The following is a 15,851-nucleotide window of genomic DNA, read 5'->3' as shown; positions in this document are numbered from 1 at the left end:
CTCAGCGCTCAACAGCGCCCGCTCCCCCCGGGCCCGCCCACCCGCGCGTAGAGCGTGATCCGCGCCCCGCGCACCTCCGTGCTGCGGCACACCACGAACGCCGAACGCAGCGTGGCCCGTTTGGCCAGCTCCTGGTCGTTGGTGTCGAGCGGCTGCCCGGCCGGGTCGCCGGCGACCACGATGCGGCGGCCGGCCAGCATCCGGTTGCGGATCTCGTCGCCGGACACCTCCGTCCCGTAAAGGCTGTGCGACGCCACCGGGCTCCGGTCCAGGGCCAGATCGCGCAGTCCGCGGAAGTCGTGCGGCCGGGTCGCGCTCCAGATTCGGCGGCGGGACGGCGTGAACAGCAGCCCGTCGCCCGGTTCGGACAACTGCCGGACGGCCTGGGCGACCGCGGTGACGTCGTCGACCCGGCTGTCCGGACTGCGCAGATGGACGTCCACGGGCAGCAGGGCGGCCGGCACCAGCGCCACCGCGGCCAGCCACCCCAGCCGCCGGCCGCGGGTCTGCCCCGCCTCGCCGGCCGGGCGCAGCAGCCGGGCCAGCGCGGCGCCCGCGACCAGCGCGAAACCGGCGACGTAGTAGAGGACGTAACGGTCCACGTAGGCGGGCTCGACGTTCGACAGGAGCAACAGCAGGACGGTGGGCAGGAGGAGCAGCGGGATGCCGAGGGCGCGCAGGCCGATCGGGCCGCGGGAGCACACCGGGACGCGGGCGCAGAGGCCGCCGAGCACGGCGAGCACGGCGAAGGTGAGGAGCTGCACCGGATTCGGCCACAGCAGCCAACTGATCTGAGCCGCCTGGCTGGTGCTGAAGACGGCGACCGGGGTGAGCAGGGCGACGACGGTGCCGGCGGCGTACCTCCACGACCGCCGGACGCGGCGGGGCAGCCGGCCCAGGGCGACGGCGGCGCCGTGCGCGGGCAGCGCCAGCGACGCGAACTCGTGCAGCAGACAGGCCAGCAGCATCAGCGCGGCGTAGCCCGGCCACAGCGCGCGGCGCGAACCGGAGGTGCCGCCGTGCGGCGGCACCTGGGCGCACGCGACCACCAGCAGGTACGAGGCCCAGACCACCAGGGCGCAGACCATCGCGTAGGAGCGGCCCTCCTGCGCGTACTGCTGGACGACCGGGATCAGCGCGAAGGTCAGCCCCGCGCACAGCCCGGCCCGCCGGCCGACCAGGCGCTGTCCGAGCAGGGCCACCCCGGCCGCGGCGGCCGTCATGGCCACGACGGACGGCAGCCGCAGGCCGATCACCGCGCCGAGGGCGTCGCCGAGGGTGGCGTCGTAGACGGCGAACCAGCAGTGCATCAGCGCGTAGTACAGGCCGTGCACGACGTCGACGTGCAGCAGCGTCGCCCACAGGTCGGGGAGGCTGCGGTGCGCCATGTCGTAAGTGACCGCCTCGTCCCGCCAAATGGCGTCCTGGCGGCGGATCCCCCACGCCCCCAGGAACAGCATCAGCCCCGCGGGCACCAGTACCACCGCACTCCGCACGGCCCACGCGGGACGGACACGGACACCGGCGAAGGGGAACGGGAAGCCGGCGACCGCCCCGGCGCCGGCCGACGACTGCTGCGATTGCTGCTGCGGCGCTTGTGACGCGTCGATGGCGGGCTCCGGTCACATCAGGGGGCGGCGGACAACGACCGCCGAGAGAGAGGAAAGGGAAAGGGAAAGGCAAACGGAAAACGGCCGGACGGCCGGGGGATGCTGGCCATCCACCCGGCCGTCCGGCCGTCATCTCAGCCCAGTCGCGTCAGCTTGGCGCCGAACGTGGGCTTGGCCAGGTCCGACTGGAGCGCCACCGGCACCTTCTGCCGGCTCGCGCCGTTGCCGACGGTCAGCTCGCCGACGACGGTCCCGGCCTTCGCCTCGTGCGGAACGGCCTTGCCGCCGCTGTCGACGCTCAACTCCAGCTTCTGGCCCGGCACTCCGACCGCGCTCAGGTCCTTGGTGGCGACGACCGGCGTCAGCCCGTCCAGGCCGTCGTCGACGTAACCGACGACCTGCCCCTTCTTCACCGCCGTGGCCGAGGTCAGCGCGGAGCGCACCGCCTCGATGACCTTCTTGCTGTTGTCCTTGACCATGGTGAGGCTGTTGGAGGCGTTGGGGTCCAGACCCTTGAAGTGCTGGTCCATCATCGCGCCCAGTATCAGCCTGTCCTTGCCGTCCACGGTCTTGTAGGCCGCCCAGGACAGCGTGCCACCGGCCGGCGTGCTGGAACCGGTCTTGATGCCCTTGATGCTCATCCCGGCCAGCAGCAGGTTGTCGTTGTTGTTGTTGATCCGCTTCGGCAGGCCCGGGATCTCGGCGTTGGGCATCGCCACGATCGGCCGGAAGGCGTCGAACTTCATGACGGCCTCGGCCAGCTTGATCTGGTCGACGGCGGTGCTCACCGTCTTGGCGTCCAGGCCACTGGGGTCCGTGTAGGTGGTGTTGGTCATCCCCAGGTCCTTGGCGGCCGCGTTCATCTTCTTGACGAACGCCGCATGGCTATCGGAGTGGGAGTCCCAACGGCCCAGCAGCCGGGCGATGTTGTTGCCGGACGGGATCATCAGCATCTTGAGCATGTCCTGCTCGCTGAACTTCTGCCCCTCCTTGAGCCCCTCGATCCGCGACTCGCCCTCGGCGTTGCCCTCGGCCACCGCCTTGGCGTCGACCTCGATCTGCGGACCCTTCTCGTCCTTCTTGAGCGGGTGCTCCTTGAGGATGACGTAGGCCGTCATGATCTTGGCGACACTGGCGGTCGGCACCGGCTTCTGCTCACCGAACGTGCCCACGTCGCCGGAGCCCACGACCTTGACCGCCGCCTGCCCCTGCGCGGGCCACGGGATGGAGAGCTTGCCGCCCGCGAAGGTGAACGAGGACTTGGCGTCGCCGAGGACCAGCGTCGGGCCGGGCAGCGGCCGCACCGCCTGGACGACCGCGAAGACGATCAACAGCAGCACCACCAACGGGGTCCAGATCTTGAACCGCCGGACGACGGTGCGCAGCTTGGTCTCGGGCGGCGGCGGGGTGTTGGTGAGCTTCGCCAGCAGGTCGAGCGGCGGCAGCGGCTCCTGACGGGTCCGCTCGGATTCGGCCTCGGCCGCGGACGCGCCGGCCTCGGCGGTGGCGCCTGTGGCGGCGGTGCCCGTGGCGGAAGCCGGGGCGGCACCGGCGTCGGGCTTGCGTTCCGGCTTCGGCGGCGCGGCGGGCGGCATGGCACCGGGCGCCTTGCCCGCGGCGGACTTGTCGCCCGCCTTCTCGCCCGCCTTCTCGCCCGCCTTGTCGGCAGCCTTCTCGGGCGCCTTGTCGGGAGCCTTCTCAGGGGACTTCTCAGGCGCCTTCGCCGCGGCGCCGGCCGACGCCGCACCCTTGGTGGCACCCGCCGCGGCCTCGCCGTCCTTCTCCTGGCCCTTCTCCTGGTCCTGCTTGGACTCTTCGGTGCTGCCGGGCTTACGGAGCGGGGTCCGGGGCGCGGTCTTGCCGATCGACCGCTCCGCCGAGCCGTCGTCCGACGACTTCAGCGCCACGAACTGGCTGGTCCGCTCGGCATCCCGCTCATCGGCCCCGGCGACACCGGCGGCAGCGCCCTTTTCCTTGGCGTCGCCCCCCTCGGCCTTGGCGTCCTGACCGGCCTTACCGTCGGAGTCCTCCGCTTCGGCGTCCTTACCGAGCTTGAAGACCGCGGTCGGCTGGTCGACGGGCCCCTCCGCGGCGCCCTTCCCGGACGCCCCCGGCTTTCCGTTCTTCGCTACGGCAAACACCCGCGTCGCGTCATCGGCGGGCGCCTCCCCGGCACTCCCGCCCTTGCCCTGCTCCGCGCCGGCCTTCTTCGATTCACCGGCCTTCTTCGGCTCGACCATCTTGAAGACGGCGGTCGCCTGGTCGACGGCCTTGGCCTCAGCAGGCTTCCCAGCAGCCTTGACCTCCCCGGAAGACTCGGCCTTCCCGCCAGGCTCGGCGCTCTCCGCAGGCTCGCCGTCCGCCGGCTCGCCCTTCGCATCCGCGGACGCGCCGCCCCGAGGACGACCAGCACCACTCTCGGCTTCGGCCGCACCCTCGGCACCGCCCTTGGCGGCCTCCTGAGCCTCCTCAGGAGCCTTCACAGCCTTCTCAGCGGCCCCGGCCGCAGCCGCGGACTCAGCCCCGGCCTCAGCCGCGGTCTCGGCCTCGGAGCCCCCCTTCCCGGAACTCCCGGCCTTCACCGCAGCCTTCGCCGGACCCTTCGCAGCGCCCTTGCCGCCGCCGCTGCCGTTCTTCCCGCTCTTCCCGGTCTCCCCCGCGCCGTCCCGTTCGCCCCGCTCCTCGCGGAGGACCGCCAGCCGCGGGTCCCGTTCGGTGCGCGCCGTCTCCCCCGACGACTGCTCCTTGCCCGACTTCTTGTCCGACTTGTCGGGGGACTCGCCCGCCACCGATGTCTCCTTCACTACGTCGCACTGCCCTGCCTGGTGCCACCTGGTACCGAACGGAACCAGTGTTCCCAAGTCTCCTGTGTCCGAGCTGCCGCCTCGCACCGCCACGCGAACCGGTATCGGCCGCGCCCCTCGGAAGGTGTCGCCGACCTGCTAGACGAGAACGACATACCTACCGGTTCCCTATCGAACCCCCCACGCACCCTCGACAGATGAATGTGAGAGGGGTCACCCTGTCATTCATCCACGCGGGGAGGCTTGGATGGGCAGGAGCCGCAGAACAATTCCGGAGGAGCTTCTGCTGCTGGCTTTGGACCCGGCCACGGGCACCACAGCACAGCCGCAGTCGCTCGACCTCGGCCTGGCCGGGGCCCAGCTAGTGGAGCTGGCCCTGGCAGGACGGATAGCCCCAGACGGGGATCGTATCGCCGTGGTGATGGCACGGCCGACAGGAGATCCGACTCTGGACTCCGCACTCGAACTGCTGCGCCGTCGCGGCAGTCCGGTGCGCGCGGTCCACTGGATCGGCGGGCCCCGGCTGGGGCTGCGCCAGACGTACCTCACCCATCTCGAACGGTGCGGCATGGTGCATGCCGTGGCGGGCCAGATGTGCGGGGTACTGCCGACGACGCGCTACCAGGCGACGGAGACGGCCATCAGCCGGGAGATCAGGGCCCGGCTCGACAACGCGATCCGCACCGGCGTCCCACCGGACCCGCGGACCGCGGCGCTCGCCGCACTGGCCCACGCGGTCGGCCTCGGCAAGCACCTCTACCCAGGGAACGAGGGGCGGTCATCGCGCTCCCGTCTGAGGGATCTGATCCGGCACGACCCGATGGGCGGCCTGGTCGCACACGCGGTCATGGACGTGCAGAACGGCGTCGCCGCACAGCCGCGCCGGGGCTCGGGACCGGGCGGCGGGACGGCACCCCGGAAGACGTCGGGCCGCGCGACGTCCGACACGGCCGGCGTACCCGGCCAGTCACGGCGACACGGGCACGGGCACGGCAGCATGGCGCGGGTCGGCGCCCGCTGAGGCCGCCGGCACCGCGGGACACGCCGGGTACCACCGCGCACCCACACGCACCACCGCGCACCACCAGGGCCGCGCCCGCACACCCGGGCGCGCCCGTCAGCGTCACCGCAGCACCCCTTCCCGGACCCGTTCGGGAGCCGCAGTGAGAAGCACGGGGTGGCGGGCCGGACCGTTCGGACGACGGCCCGGTCTGCCACCCCGTGCACATGTGCGCTCGCCTACTGTGTTCATTTGACTGCGCGCCGTCCACGGGAAGTGGCAGTCTGCTCAACAGGAAATGAAGCAGTACGGAGCCGGAGGTGCACGTACCGTGGCGTCCAACGTCAACCCGACCGTCAGGCGACGCCGATTGGGCCAGGAGCTGCGCAGGCTCCGGGAGGACAAGGGCCTGACGGCGGAGCAGGTGGCCGAGCGGCTGCTGGTCTCCCAGTCGAAGATCAGCCGACTCGAGAACGGCCGCCGCAGCATCAGCCAGCGCGATGTCCGCGACCTGTGCGGGGTCTACGAGGTCGAGGACCGCCGGATAGTGGATTCGCTGATGCAGATGGCCAAGGATTCCCGCCAGCAGGGCTGGTGGCACGCCTTCGGCGACATTCCGTACAGCGTCTACATCGGTCTGGAGACCGAGGCGGCGTCACTGCGGACGTACGAGTCCCTGCTGGTGCCCGGTCTGCTGCAGACGCCGGGGTACGCGGAGGCGGTCATCCCGGGCGCGGTCCCGGAGCTGGCGCCGGAGGATCTGGACAAGCGCATCCAGGTGCGGATGAAGCGCCAGGACCGGGTCCGGGACCCGGAGCGGCCGCTGCGGCTGTGGGTCGTACTGGACGAGAGCGCGCTGCGGCGGGTGGTCGGCAGCCACCTGATCATGCGCGAGCAGCTGGAGCACCTCGTCGAGGTGAGCAGGCTGCCGCATGTGACGGTGCAGGTGCTGCCCTATGGCGCCGGTGCGCACGCCGGGATGTCGGGGACGTTCTCGATCCTGGAGTTCGACGACGCCGCGGATTCCAGCGTGGTCTACATCGAGGGTGTCACCAGCGACCTCTATCTGGAGAAGACCAACGATGTGCACAAATACACCATCATGTACGAGCATCTGCGGGCGCAGGCGCTGAGCGCCGACGCGAGCCGCGAGTTCATCGCGGAGGCCGCCAAGCGGCATGCGGATGCCACGAGTTGATGTCGTGTCGAGGTCGTGGTGTGACCGATGGGGCGGGAGCGGCGGCCCCGGGAGCCCGGAATGTTGAATTCCGGTGAACGGGGTCGCACGGTACACCTGAGCCAGCTGGCCTGAAAAGGGATCACGGAATACGCCATTCGGACGGGTGAACGGCCCTCTGCGGCCGGTGATGTTGGCGCGTAGCGTCGTTCTCACCGAATCCGCGGTAACTCAGAGTAAGATGGAGTGAACATGGCCGTTCAGCCCAATTCCGCGTTCTCCTGGACCAAGTCCTCGTACTCCGGCGGCAACGGCGCCTGCGTGGAGATCGCCACGCCGTCCACTGCGGCCATCGCGGTGCGTGACTCCAAGGTCCCCGACGGTGTGCGCCTCACCTTCGACAACGCCTCCTGGAACAGCTTCGTTTCGGACGTCGCCACGGGCGCGTTCGACCTCTCCTGAACCGCGTCGTCACCGACCACGGTCCGTGTGACACCCACGCGGCAATCCGTGTGAGACCCACGCGGAAACGAGCCCTCTCGACTGGATCGCCGTCCCGGCCGAGGGGGCTCGGCCATGTCCGCGTTCAGGTTCAGCATGCGGGCAGCTCTGCCCGGGTGGCCGGAAAACGTCTAAGCTTCCTGCCGCCCACAGCTAACGGTGGTTAACGCAGCTCACGAGCGAGCGGACCACGAGCGAATTGGAGCTGCCATGTCGAACCCGGCCCCGCGCCTTGCCTCCGCCCCGGTGCCCGAGCTCGCCGCGCGGGCGGCCCGGACCGGCAGCTCGCCCGTACGCGACATCCTGGCGCTGACCGCACGGCCCGAGGTGATCTCGTTCGCCGGCGGGCTGCCGGCGCCCGAACTCTTCGACGCCGAGGGGATATCCACGGCGTTCCGGGAGGTGCTGGCGCAGGCGCCGCGGCGGGTCCTGCAGTACTCGACCAGTGAGGGCGATCCGGCGCTGCGGGCGGCCGTCGCGGCGCGCACCACGGCGCGCGGGCTGCCCACCGACGCCGACGACCTGCTGGTCACCACCGGTTCCCAGCAGGGGCTGACGCTGCTGGCCACGGCCCTGCTGGAGCCGGGCGACGTGGTGCTGGTGGAGGATCCCTGCTATCTGGCGGCGCTGCAGACCTTCTCCCTCGCGGGCGCGCGGGTGGTGCCGGTGCCGACCGACGACGAGGGACTGGACCCGGCGGCGCTGGACGAGATCGCCGCCCGTGAGAACCCCAAACTCCTCTACCTCATACCGACGTTCCAGAACCCCACCGGGCGCACGCTGAACGCGGAGCGGCGGGCCGCGGTCGCCGAGGTCGCCGCGCGGCGCGGGCTGTGGATCGCCGAGGACGACCCGTACGGCGAGCTGCGCTTCGAGGGCGAGCCGCAGCGCTGGGTCGCGTCCTTCCCCGGCGCCGAGGACCGGACGGCGCTGCTCGGCTCGTTCTCCAAGGTGATGGCGCCGGGGCTGCGGCTGGGCACGCTGCGGGCGCCGGCCGGGCTGCGGCGGGCCTGCGCCATCGCCAAGCAGGCCGCCGATCTGCACACCTCGACCGTCGACCAGGCCGCCGCGGCACGGTACTTGGCGGCCTCGGACCTGGACGCGCATCTGGCACGGGTCCGGGACGCCTACCGGGAGCGGCGGGACGCCCTGTTGGCCGGGCTGCCCGCGGCGCTCCCCGAGGGCTCGCGGTGGAACCGCCCGGCGGGCGGGATGTTCGTGTGGGCGACGCTGCCGGCCGGGTACGACGCGACCGCGCTCCTGCCGGAGGTGGTGCGGCACGACGTGGCGTACGTCCCGGGGGCGCCGTTCTTCGCCGGGCGGCCGGATCCGGCGGCGATCCGGCTGTCGTTCGTGACCCATGGGCCGGCGGAGATTGCCGAGGGGTTGCGGCGGCTGCGGACGGGGCTGGCGGCGGCGGAAAATCTGCTTTCCCGCGAGCCCGGCCCGGCCGGATACTGAAGGGTCCAGTCCACGGCATATGCCCCGGGGGAGCCGCTCCGGGGCGTACGGCCCGATGGCCGGCGCCCGCGGCGGTTCGCCCCGAGGGCAGATGGCCCAGGGCCCGCTCAGGAGGCCGGATGACCAGTGGCCCCGATGTGCGGGATCCCGCGGATCCCCCGACTCCCCCGTCCCCCTCTCTCCCCCGGCGCCTGCGGGCCCTGTTGCGCGGCGCCGGCCGGCGGCTCCGCGCAGCCGGGCGCTGGCTGCGCGCGCACGCCCGGCACGCCCTGGTGGTGGGCGTGGTGACGTCCGTCGTCGGCGCGCTCGCCACGTTCGCCTTCGACCAGCTCCCCAAGCTCTACGAGGACCCGCCGCCCTCCTGCCCCGGCACCGGGTGCGACGGCAAGAACCCGCAGGCCACCGGGTGCGGGGTGGACGCGGCGACCTTCGAGCCGACGGAGGGCAACCCGATCCGCCTCCACCTGCGGTACAGCAGGCGCTGCGGTGCGGTGTGGGGCCGGATCACGGCCGGCACGGTCGGCGACTCGGTCACGGTGAGCGTGTCGGGCGGCTCGTCCCACAGCGCACTCATCAGCGCGAACCATGATGTCTTCACGCCGATGGCGTCGGTGGGCGGCACCTTCCGGGTGCGGTTCTGTGCGGTGCCGACGAGTAGTCCTGAGCGGGCCCGCTCGTGGGTGAAGTACTGCTTCGAGGCGACGGCGGGGTCAGCGTGGCAGTAGTTTTTGCGCCTGGCGGCGCGGTGCCCGCCTGACGGCGGGATCGTTGTCCGCTGCGCGGGGCTGTTCGGCCGCGGTGCCGGGCCTCCGGGGCAGGGGGTGTGTCCGGACTGCTGTCGCTTTACGTCCGGACACACCCCCTGCCCCTCCGACCCGTCCCCTCCCGTTTGATGGGTGGTTTCCAGGTGCGTTGGGGCGCGCGCCCGGTGGGCCAGTGCAGGCTCCGAGCTGATGGGTGACTGTCTGCTGACGGGTGACGTCCACTTGATGAGCAGCCGTCAGAGGACCACTGAGGTCAGCCCCCTCCCACCGTCTTCATGACCCTCAACGGGAGGGGACGGGTCGGAGGGGGTGGTGTGCCGGACGTAAAGCGAAGCAGTCCGGCACACCACCCCCGGAGGCCCGTCACCGCACCCGACAGCCCCGCGCAGCGGACAACCAGCCCGCGAAGCGGGCCGGGAAACGCGCCGTCAGGCGCAAGGGCGAACCCCTACGGCGGGAAAGCCGGCTACGTGGGAAGCCAGCCAAGCGCAGCGCTCAGCGGGGGTACCGCGCCAGCCACCCCGCCGCCGACCCCGCGGGCCCGTGCAGGGTAGGCCCCTGCGTCATCTCCATGGCGAAATCATCGGCGAGTTGGAGAATCGTGGCACGGCCCTCCACTTCGACCAGCCAGTCCGGGGGGAGCGCGGTCTCGCCGTGCAGGGTGCCCAGGAGGTTGCCGCAGACGGAGCCGGTGGAGTCGCTGTCGCCGCCGTGGTTGACGGCGAGCAGCAGACCGTGCCGGACGTCCTCGGCGACCAGCGCGCAGTACACGCCGATGGACAGTGCCTCCTCGGCCGTCCAGCCCTCGCCCAGCGACTCGACCCGGGCGGCCGTCGGCATCCCCTGCCGTACGGCGCCCAGCGCGCGTTTGAGGGCGTCGGTGGTCTCCTCGTGGCCGGTGCGGGTGGCGAGGTGGGCCAGGGCCTTCTGGACGGCGCCGTCGAGGTCCTCGCCGCGCGCCAGGGCGTGGCTGATCACGGCGAACGCGCCGGCCGCGAGGTAGCCGGTGGGGTGGCCGTGGGTCTGCGCCGCGCACTCGACGGCGAGTTGGAAGACCAGCTGCGGTTCCCAGCCGACGAGCAGGCCGAACGGCGCGGAGCGCATCACCGCGCCGCAGCCCTTGGAGTCCGGGTTCTTCGGCTGGTCGAGGGTGCCCATCACCTCGTCGCCGAGGCCGCTCAGACAGGCCCGGCCGGGGGCGCGGCGGGCGTAGAGCCACTCCTCGCGGGCGAGCCAGCCGTCGTCCTCCTTGCGCTCGTCGGGGCCCCAGTCGCGCTGGGTGGCGGCCCAGCGGAGGTAGGCGCGGTGGACGTCGGTGGGCGGGTGCCAGGCGCCGGTGTCGCGGCGGACCTGGGCGCGGATCAGGCCGTCCACGGTGAAGAGCGTCATCTGGGTGTCGTCGGTGACCGCGCCGCGGCGCCCGAAGGCGGGCACCATGCCGGTCACGCCCTTCTGGCCGTGTGCCTCGCGGATCGCGTCCAGGGAGTCGAACTCGACGGCCGCGCCGAGCGCGTCCCCGATGGCGCCGCCCAGCAGGCAGCCGCGCACCCGGCTGCGGAAGTCCTGCTGTTCGGCGCGGCCCCAGATGGCGGTGCCGCCCGCCGCTGCGCCCATGTCCACACCTCGCTCCGCTCGGCCTCGACAGTTCGGGGCCTTGCGGTTTGCCCCTGGCTCAGCACTGTATCGACCGGGAATGATCGGAACTGGGCCGGGTTTGTTTCAGCTTCGTATCGTGATGGGGCGGGCGGGACGGCCCACCGTCCGCCCCTCAACGGGGGACGCCATGGCCTCGCCCGGCAGCGGGCACGTACGGGAGCTATCGGGCGCGGCCCCGGACGGCGGTCAACTGGCGCGTTCCCTCTCCGGCCAAGCGTTCGATGATGGGGGATCCGTCCGCTGGGCATGCTCTCCCCATGTCCGAGTACGAGTGGGATCGCACGACGATGGCCGTCGTCGCCTCGGCACTGTCCGGCGACAGCGACGGCGCGGTGGAACTCCTCCGGCCGCTCCCCCAGCGCGATGTGTGCCATGTCGCGGTACGGCTGGCCGCCATGGCCGCGGATGCGCTGATCGTCGCCGCGCAGGACGCCGGCGGGGACCGCGAGGAGGCCCTCTCGCAGTGGCAGCAGTGCATCCTCCAGCACGAGGCGGAGCACGGCGGGGAGTGAGGCACCGGGCCCGGCGGGCAGGAGCAGGCGCCGCCCCGCCAGGCCGGGCCCGCAGCGGACCGCGGGCCGCTGCCCCCTACTCCACGACGGGCAGCAGCTCCGGCAGATGGCCGTCGGACGCCAGCGCGGCGGCCCGGCGCTCGGCGGGGACGTCGGCGTAGGTCGTCGTCCGGGGACGGGCCGGGCGGCCGGCCAGCTCGGCGATGCCGACCAGATCCCGGATGGAGCGGTAGGAGCCGTAACTCGACCCCGCCATACGGGAGATGGTCTCCTCCATCAGGGTGCCGCCGAGGTCGTTGGCACCGGAGCGCAGCATCTCCGCGGCGCCCTCCGTGCCGAGCTTCACCCAGCTGGTCTGGATGTTGGTGACGTGCGGGTGGAGCAGGATGCGGGCCATCGCCGTCACCGCGCGGTTGTCGCGGGTGGTGGGGCCGGGGCGGGCGATACCGGCCAGATAGACGGGGGCGTTGGTGTGGATGAAGGGCAGCGTGACGAACTCGGTGAAGCCGCCCACGCCCTTGGACACCGCGGACTGCTGGATCTCGGCCAGCAGCCGGAGGTGGCCGAGCCAGTGGCGGGGCTGGTCCACATGGCCGTACATCATCGTCGACGAGGAGCGGATGCCCAGCTCGTGGGCGGTCTTGATGACCTCGACCCAGGTGGCGGTGGGGAGTTTGCCCTTGGTGAGGACCCAGCGGACCTCGTCGTCGAGGATCTCCGCGGCGGTGCCGGGGATGCTGTCCAGGCCCGCGGCCTTGGCCTCGCTCAGCCACTCCCGGATGGAAAGGCCGGTGCGGGTCGCCCCGTTGACCACCTCCATCGGCGAGAAGGCGTGCACATGCATGCCGGGGACCCGCTCCTTCACCGCGCGGGCGATGTCGAAGTACGCCGTGCCCGGCAGGTCGGGGTGGATGCCTCCCTGCATGCAGACCTCCACCGCGCCCACGTCCCACGCCTGCTGGGCGCGGTCGGCGACCTGGGAGAGGGAGAGGGTGTAGGCGTCGGCGTCGGTGCGGCGCTGGGCGAAGGCGCAGAAACGGCAGCCCGTGTAGCAGACGTTGGTGAAGTTGATGTTCCTGGTGACGATGTAGGTGACGTCGTCGCCGACCGTGGCGCGGCGCAGGTCGTCGGCGATCCGGCAGAGCGCGTCCAGCGCCGGGCCGTCGGCGTGCAGCAGGGCGAGCGCCTCGGCGTCGGTGAGCTTCGTCGGGTCGTCGGCGGCCTGCGAGAGGGCCTGCCGGACATCGCCGTCCAGACGGGAGGGCACCATGCCGGGGGCGGCGGCCTCGCGCAGCGCCGCCCAGTCGCCGTAGACCTCGTCGAAGTCGTCCCGGCGGTCGGCGGTGCGGCCCTCGGTGTCGATGGTGCGGTGCAGGTCGGTGCGGCCGGAGGCGACGAACCCCTCGTCGGGCTCCTGCCAGGGGCGCCCCGTCACCACGGCGTCCTCCCTGGCCAGGCCCGTCTCCGGGTCGGCGAGGGCGGTGACGTGGGGCAGCAGCCGCGGGTCCAGCCAGGGCTCGCCGCGCTGGACGAACTCCGGGTAGACCGCGAGGCGTTCGCGCATCCGGAAGCCCTCGGCGGCGGACTTCTCGGCGAGTGCGTCGATCTGCGGCCAGGGGCGCTCGGGGTTGACGTGATCGGGGGTGAGCGGGGAGACGCCGCCCCAGTCGTCGATGCCGGCCCGGATCAGCCGGCCGTACTCCTCGTCCACCAGATTGGGCGGCGCCTGGAGGCAGGCGGCCGGGCCCATGATGTGCCGGGCGACGGCCACCGTGGCGACCAGCTCGTCCAGCTCGGCGTCGGGCATGCCGCGCATCGCCGTGTCCGGTTTGGCGCGGAAGTTCTGCATGATCAGTTCCTGGACGCCGTGGTAGGCGCGGGAGATCCGGCGCAGCGCGAACAGCGACTCGGCGCGCTCCTCGTACGTCTCCCCGATGCCGATCAGCAGGCCGCTGGTGAACGGGACGGAGCTGCGCCCGGCGTCCTCCAGGACGCGCAGCCGCACGGCGGGCTCCTTGTCCGGCGAGCCGTAGTGGGGGCCGCCGGGCTCGCTCCACAGGCGCTCGGCGGTGGTCTCCAGCATCATGCCCATCGACGGGGCGACGGGCTTGAGCCGCTGGAAGTCCGTCCAGGACAGCACGCCCGGATTGAGGTGGGGCAGCAGCCCGGTCTCCTCCAGGATGCGGATCGCGATGGCGCGGACATAGGCGATGGTGTCGTCGTACCCCTCGGCCGCCAGCCACTCGCGCGCCTCGGGCCAGCGCTCCTCTGGCTTGTCCCCGAGGGTGATCAGGGCTTCCTTGCAGCCGAGTTCGGCGCCGCGGCGGGCGATCGCCAGCACCTCGTCCGGCGACATGAACATCCCGTGCCCGGCCCGACGGAGCTTGCCGGGGACGGTGGCGAAGGTGCAGTAGTGGCACTTGTCGCGGCACAGGCGCGTCAGGGGGATGAAGACGCTCTTGGAATACGTGATGACACCGGGGCGGCCGGCGGCCTCCAGGCCCGCGTCGCGCACCCGGGCCGCCGAGGCGCACAGCGTCTCCAGATCCTCGCCGCGCGCCTGGAGGAGCACCGCGGCCTCGGTGACGTCCAGCGCCACGCCGTCCCGGGCCCGCTTGAGCGCCCGGCGCATGGCGTTGGCCGTCGGCCGCGGGGCCGCCCCACCCTGGCCGGCCCGGCCCGATGCCTGGTCAGATCCCCGGTGCGACCCCTGGTCGGATCCCTGCGCGCGCGAAGTCATGCCCCGAGCATACGAGCGACCACCGACATCTCCGCTGCCGGAAGGCGGGCGATCGATGTGCCACTGATCACGTCAAACGGAGGTGGTCTCCGCCAGGGCGTTCACCCCTGCTGTCACAGCGAGTTCAGCAGTTCCTCGGAGTACGTCCGGGTCAGGAACTCCATGGCGTGGCCGTCGGGATCGTCGACGTAGACGCCCCGCCCGCCGTCGCGGTGATTGATCTCCTGCGGCCTGCTGTGCATCGGATCGGCCCAGTAGGGCAGCTCGCGCTCCTGGATGCGGGCCAGGATCCCGTCGAACTCCTCCTCCGTCACCAGGAACGCGTAGTGCGTGGGGACGAACTCCCTGTCGCCGGCGACGTGCTCCGCGTAGTCGAGGGTCACCCCGTTGTCCATCTTGAGCGCCGCGAACGGGCCGTACGCCTTGGGTTCGGGGGCGTCCAGCAACGCCGCGAGGAAACGGGCCGAGGCGAAACGGTCCTTGCTGTGCACGATGGTGTGGTCGAGGAGGGGCATGGCGTCTCCTTTGGTCTCCGAGAGCGGATGGTCTCCGAGTCGGAAGTCGGGAGTGCGGTCCGTTGTGCCTTCATCTGTCATCTGTGCCTTCACCAACGACGCTACGCCGGGACGCGTCCGACCGGATCGGTCTGTGGTACCGGCCCCGTGCGGGAGGCCGTACGGCGGTGGTCCTAGTCACTGACCGGCGTCGTGCGTCACTGACCGGCGTCGCGCACGAGCGCTGCGCTCACAGGTACTGCGCGTAGTCGTCCAGCGCCCGCAGGACCTCCGCCTCCCCGGCCGGCGGCAGCTGGAGGACCACTTCGCGCAGGCCTAGGTCCCGGTAGTGCGACAGCTTGCCGGGGGTGGGGCGGACCGCGTACGGGACCACCTCGGGCGCCCCCGTGCGGCCGGCGTCCGCCCAGGCGCGCCGCAGGGCCGGGAGGGTCTTCGAGAGGCCGCCGCCACCGATGGGCAGCCAGCCGTCCGCGGAGGCCGCGATCTCCGCCAGGAGCCTGGGGCCGGCCGCGCCGCCCAGCAGGACGCGCGGTGCGCCGCCGGCCGGCTTGGGGTGGGCGAAGGAGGCGCGGACGGAGCCGAACGCGCCCTCGTAGCCGGTGGGTTCGTCGGCCCACAGGGCACGCATCAGCGCCAGCCGGTCGCGGACCAACGCCCGCCGGGACGACCACTCCACCCCGTGGTCGGCGGCCTCCTCGACGTTCCAGCCGTAGCCGACGCCGAGGGTGAAGCGGCCGCCGGAGAGGTGGTCCAGGGTCGCGATCCGCTTGGCGAGGTCGATCGGGTCGTGCTGGGCGACGAGGGTGATGCCGGTGCCCAGGCGGAGCCGCTCGGTGACCGCGGCGGCCTGGCCGAGGGCGACGAACGGGTCGAGGGTGCGGCCGTATTCACGGGGCAGCGGGTCGCCCATGGGCGCCGGGGTGTCCCGGCAGACGGGGATGTGGGTGTGCTCGGGCAGATACAGGCCGTCGAAGCCGCGCTGTTCCAGCTCGTGGGCCAGCCGGACCGGCCGGATCGTCTCATCGGTCAGGAAGATCGTGGTCGCGATCCGCATGCTGGGGTACCTCCGCGTCGGGCGTGGGTGGGGTGGTCGGGCGGGGTCGTCTGGCGA

At 72.2% G+C, this 15,851-nt stretch carries 12 protein-coding genes; 6 read left to right on the top strand and 6 right to left on the bottom strand.

Features of this window, described 5'->3' with window-relative positions:
- Positions 1-8 precede the first annotated feature (8 nt).
- Positions 9-1,484, bottom strand: a complete 1,476-nt coding sequence (locus tag ACRAS8_RS20675) for a glycosyltransferase family 39 protein (protein ID WP_438487480.1) — start codon at positions 1,482-1,484, stop codon at positions 9-11.
- A gap of 260 nt (positions 1,485-1,744) precedes the next feature.
- Positions 1,745-4,399 carry a D-alanyl-D-alanine carboxypeptidase gene (locus ACRAS8_RS20670; protein ID WP_438487479.1) on the bottom strand — a complete coding sequence of 885 codons (2,655 nt, stop codon included), beginning with the start codon at positions 4,397-4,399 and terminating at the stop codon, positions 1,745-1,747.
- A 262-nt stretch (positions 4,400-4,661) separates the two neighbouring features.
- On the opposite strand from ACRAS8_RS20670, the gene ACRAS8_RS20665 reads away from it, so the two are divergent.
- The 5 genes from ACRAS8_RS20665 to ACRAS8_RS20645 all read left to right on the top strand — a co-directional run bounded on the left by ACRAS8_RS20665 (position 4,662) and on the right by ACRAS8_RS20645 (position 9,278).
- A complete protein-coding gene (locus ACRAS8_RS20665) occupies positions 4,662-5,435 on the top strand; it encodes a GOLPH3/VPS74 family protein (protein ID WP_438487478.1) in 774 nt (257 codons plus the stop codon).
- 310 nt (positions 5,436-5,745) lie between these two features.
- Entirely contained in the window at positions 5,746-6,612 is an 867-nt protein-coding gene (locus ACRAS8_RS20660; protein WP_438487477.1) for a helix-turn-helix domain-containing protein, read from the top strand.
- Between the two features lie 231 nt (positions 6,613-6,843).
- Positions 6,844-7,053 (top strand): DUF397 domain-containing protein, encoded by a 210-nt coding sequence (locus tag ACRAS8_RS20655; protein WP_018538654.1) that lies wholly within the window; start codon positions 6,844-6,846, stop codon positions 7,051-7,053.
- A gap of 249 nt (positions 7,054-7,302) precedes the next feature.
- Complete coding sequence (locus ACRAS8_RS20650; protein ID WP_438487476.1) at positions 7,303-8,553, top strand: PLP-dependent aminotransferase family protein; 1,251 nt, start codon at positions 7,303-7,305, stop codon at positions 8,551-8,553.
- A 119-nt stretch (positions 8,554-8,672) separates the two neighbouring features.
- On the top strand, positions 8,673-9,278 hold the full coding sequence (locus ACRAS8_RS20645; protein WP_438487475.1) for a DUF2690 domain-containing protein: 606 nt from the start codon (positions 8,673-8,675) through the stop codon (positions 9,276-9,278).
- A 534-nt stretch (positions 9,279-9,812) separates the two neighbouring features.
- Here ACRAS8_RS20645 and ACRAS8_RS20640 read toward each other — a convergent pair.
- Positions 9,813-10,931: an ADP-ribosylglycohydrolase family protein gene (locus ACRAS8_RS20640; protein ID WP_438487474.1), complete on the bottom strand. Its 1,119-nt coding sequence runs from the start codon at positions 10,929-10,931 to the stop codon at positions 9,813-9,815.
- A 299-nt stretch (positions 10,932-11,230) separates the two neighbouring features.
- Between ACRAS8_RS20640 and ACRAS8_RS20635 the strand changes: the two genes are divergently transcribed.
- A complete protein-coding gene (locus tag ACRAS8_RS20635; protein ID WP_100606676.1) occupies positions 11,231-11,485 on the top strand; it encodes a hypothetical protein in 255 nt (84 codons plus the stop codon).
- A 76-nt stretch (positions 11,486-11,561) separates the two neighbouring features.
- On the opposite strand, the gene ACRAS8_RS20630 is transcribed toward ACRAS8_RS20635, so the two are convergent.
- The 3 genes from ACRAS8_RS20630 to ACRAS8_RS20620 form a co-directional block, all read right to left on the bottom strand.
- Positions 11,562-14,225: a bifunctional FO biosynthesis protein CofGH gene (locus ACRAS8_RS20630; protein WP_438487473.1), complete on the bottom strand. Its 2,664-nt coding sequence runs from the start codon at positions 14,223-14,225 to the stop codon at positions 11,562-11,564.
- A 113-nt stretch (positions 14,226-14,338) separates the two neighbouring features.
- On the bottom strand, positions 14,339-14,740 hold the full coding sequence (locus tag ACRAS8_RS20625; RefSeq protein WP_438487472.1) for a VOC family protein: 402 nt from the start codon (positions 14,738-14,740) through the stop codon (positions 14,339-14,341).
- Between the two features lie 229 nt (positions 14,741-14,969).
- Positions 14,970-15,794, bottom strand: coding sequence for a TIGR03619 family F420-dependent LLM class oxidoreductase (locus ACRAS8_RS20620; RefSeq protein WP_438487471.1), 825 nt, complete (start codon positions 15,792-15,794; stop codon positions 14,970-14,972).
- Positions 15,795-15,851 lie beyond the last annotated feature (57 nt).

The organism is Streptomyces sp. S186 (genome assembly GCF_051603415.1).
In the GTDB taxonomy this organism is placed as follows: domain Bacteria; phylum Actinomycetota; class Actinomycetes; order Streptomycetales; family Streptomycetaceae; genus Streptomyces.
This window is presented reverse-complemented; position numbering and strand designations above follow the sequence as displayed.

Excerpts from the sequence above, each read along its gene's own strand:
- ACRAS8_RS20665 (WP_438487478.1), top strand. The coding sequence starts at position 4,662 with ATGGGCAGGAGCCGCAGAACAATTCCGGAGGAGCTTCTGCTGCTGGCT.
- ACRAS8_RS20655 (WP_018538654.1), top strand. The coding sequence starts at position 6,844 with ATGGCCGTTCAGCCCAATTCCGCGTTCTCCTGGACCAAGTCCTCGTAC.
- ACRAS8_RS20650 (WP_438487476.1), top strand. The coding sequence starts at position 7,303 with ATGTCGAACCCGGCCCCGCGCCTTGCCTCCGCCCCGGTGCCCGAGCTC.
- ACRAS8_RS20645 (WP_438487475.1), top strand. The coding sequence starts at position 8,673 with ATGACCAGTGGCCCCGATGTGCGGGATCCCGCGGATCCCCCGACTCCC.
- ACRAS8_RS20640 (WP_438487474.1), bottom strand. The coding sequence starts at position 10,931 with ATGGGCGCAGCGGCGGGCGGCACCGCCATCTGGGGCCGCGCCGAACAG.
- ACRAS8_RS20635 (WP_100606676.1), top strand. The coding sequence starts at position 11,231 with ATGTCCGAGTACGAGTGGGATCGCACGACGATGGCCGTCGTCGCCTCG.
- ACRAS8_RS20630 (WP_438487473.1), bottom strand. The coding sequence starts at position 14,225 with ATGACTTCGCGCGCGCAGGGATCCGACCAGGGGTCGCACCGGGGATCT.
- ACRAS8_RS20625 (WP_438487472.1), bottom strand. The coding sequence starts at position 14,740 with ATGCCCCTCCTCGACCACACCATCGTGCACAGCAAGGACCGTTTCGCC.
- ACRAS8_RS20620 (WP_438487471.1), bottom strand. The coding sequence starts at position 15,794 with ATGCGGATCGCGACCACGATCTTCCTGACCGATGAGACGATCCGGCCG.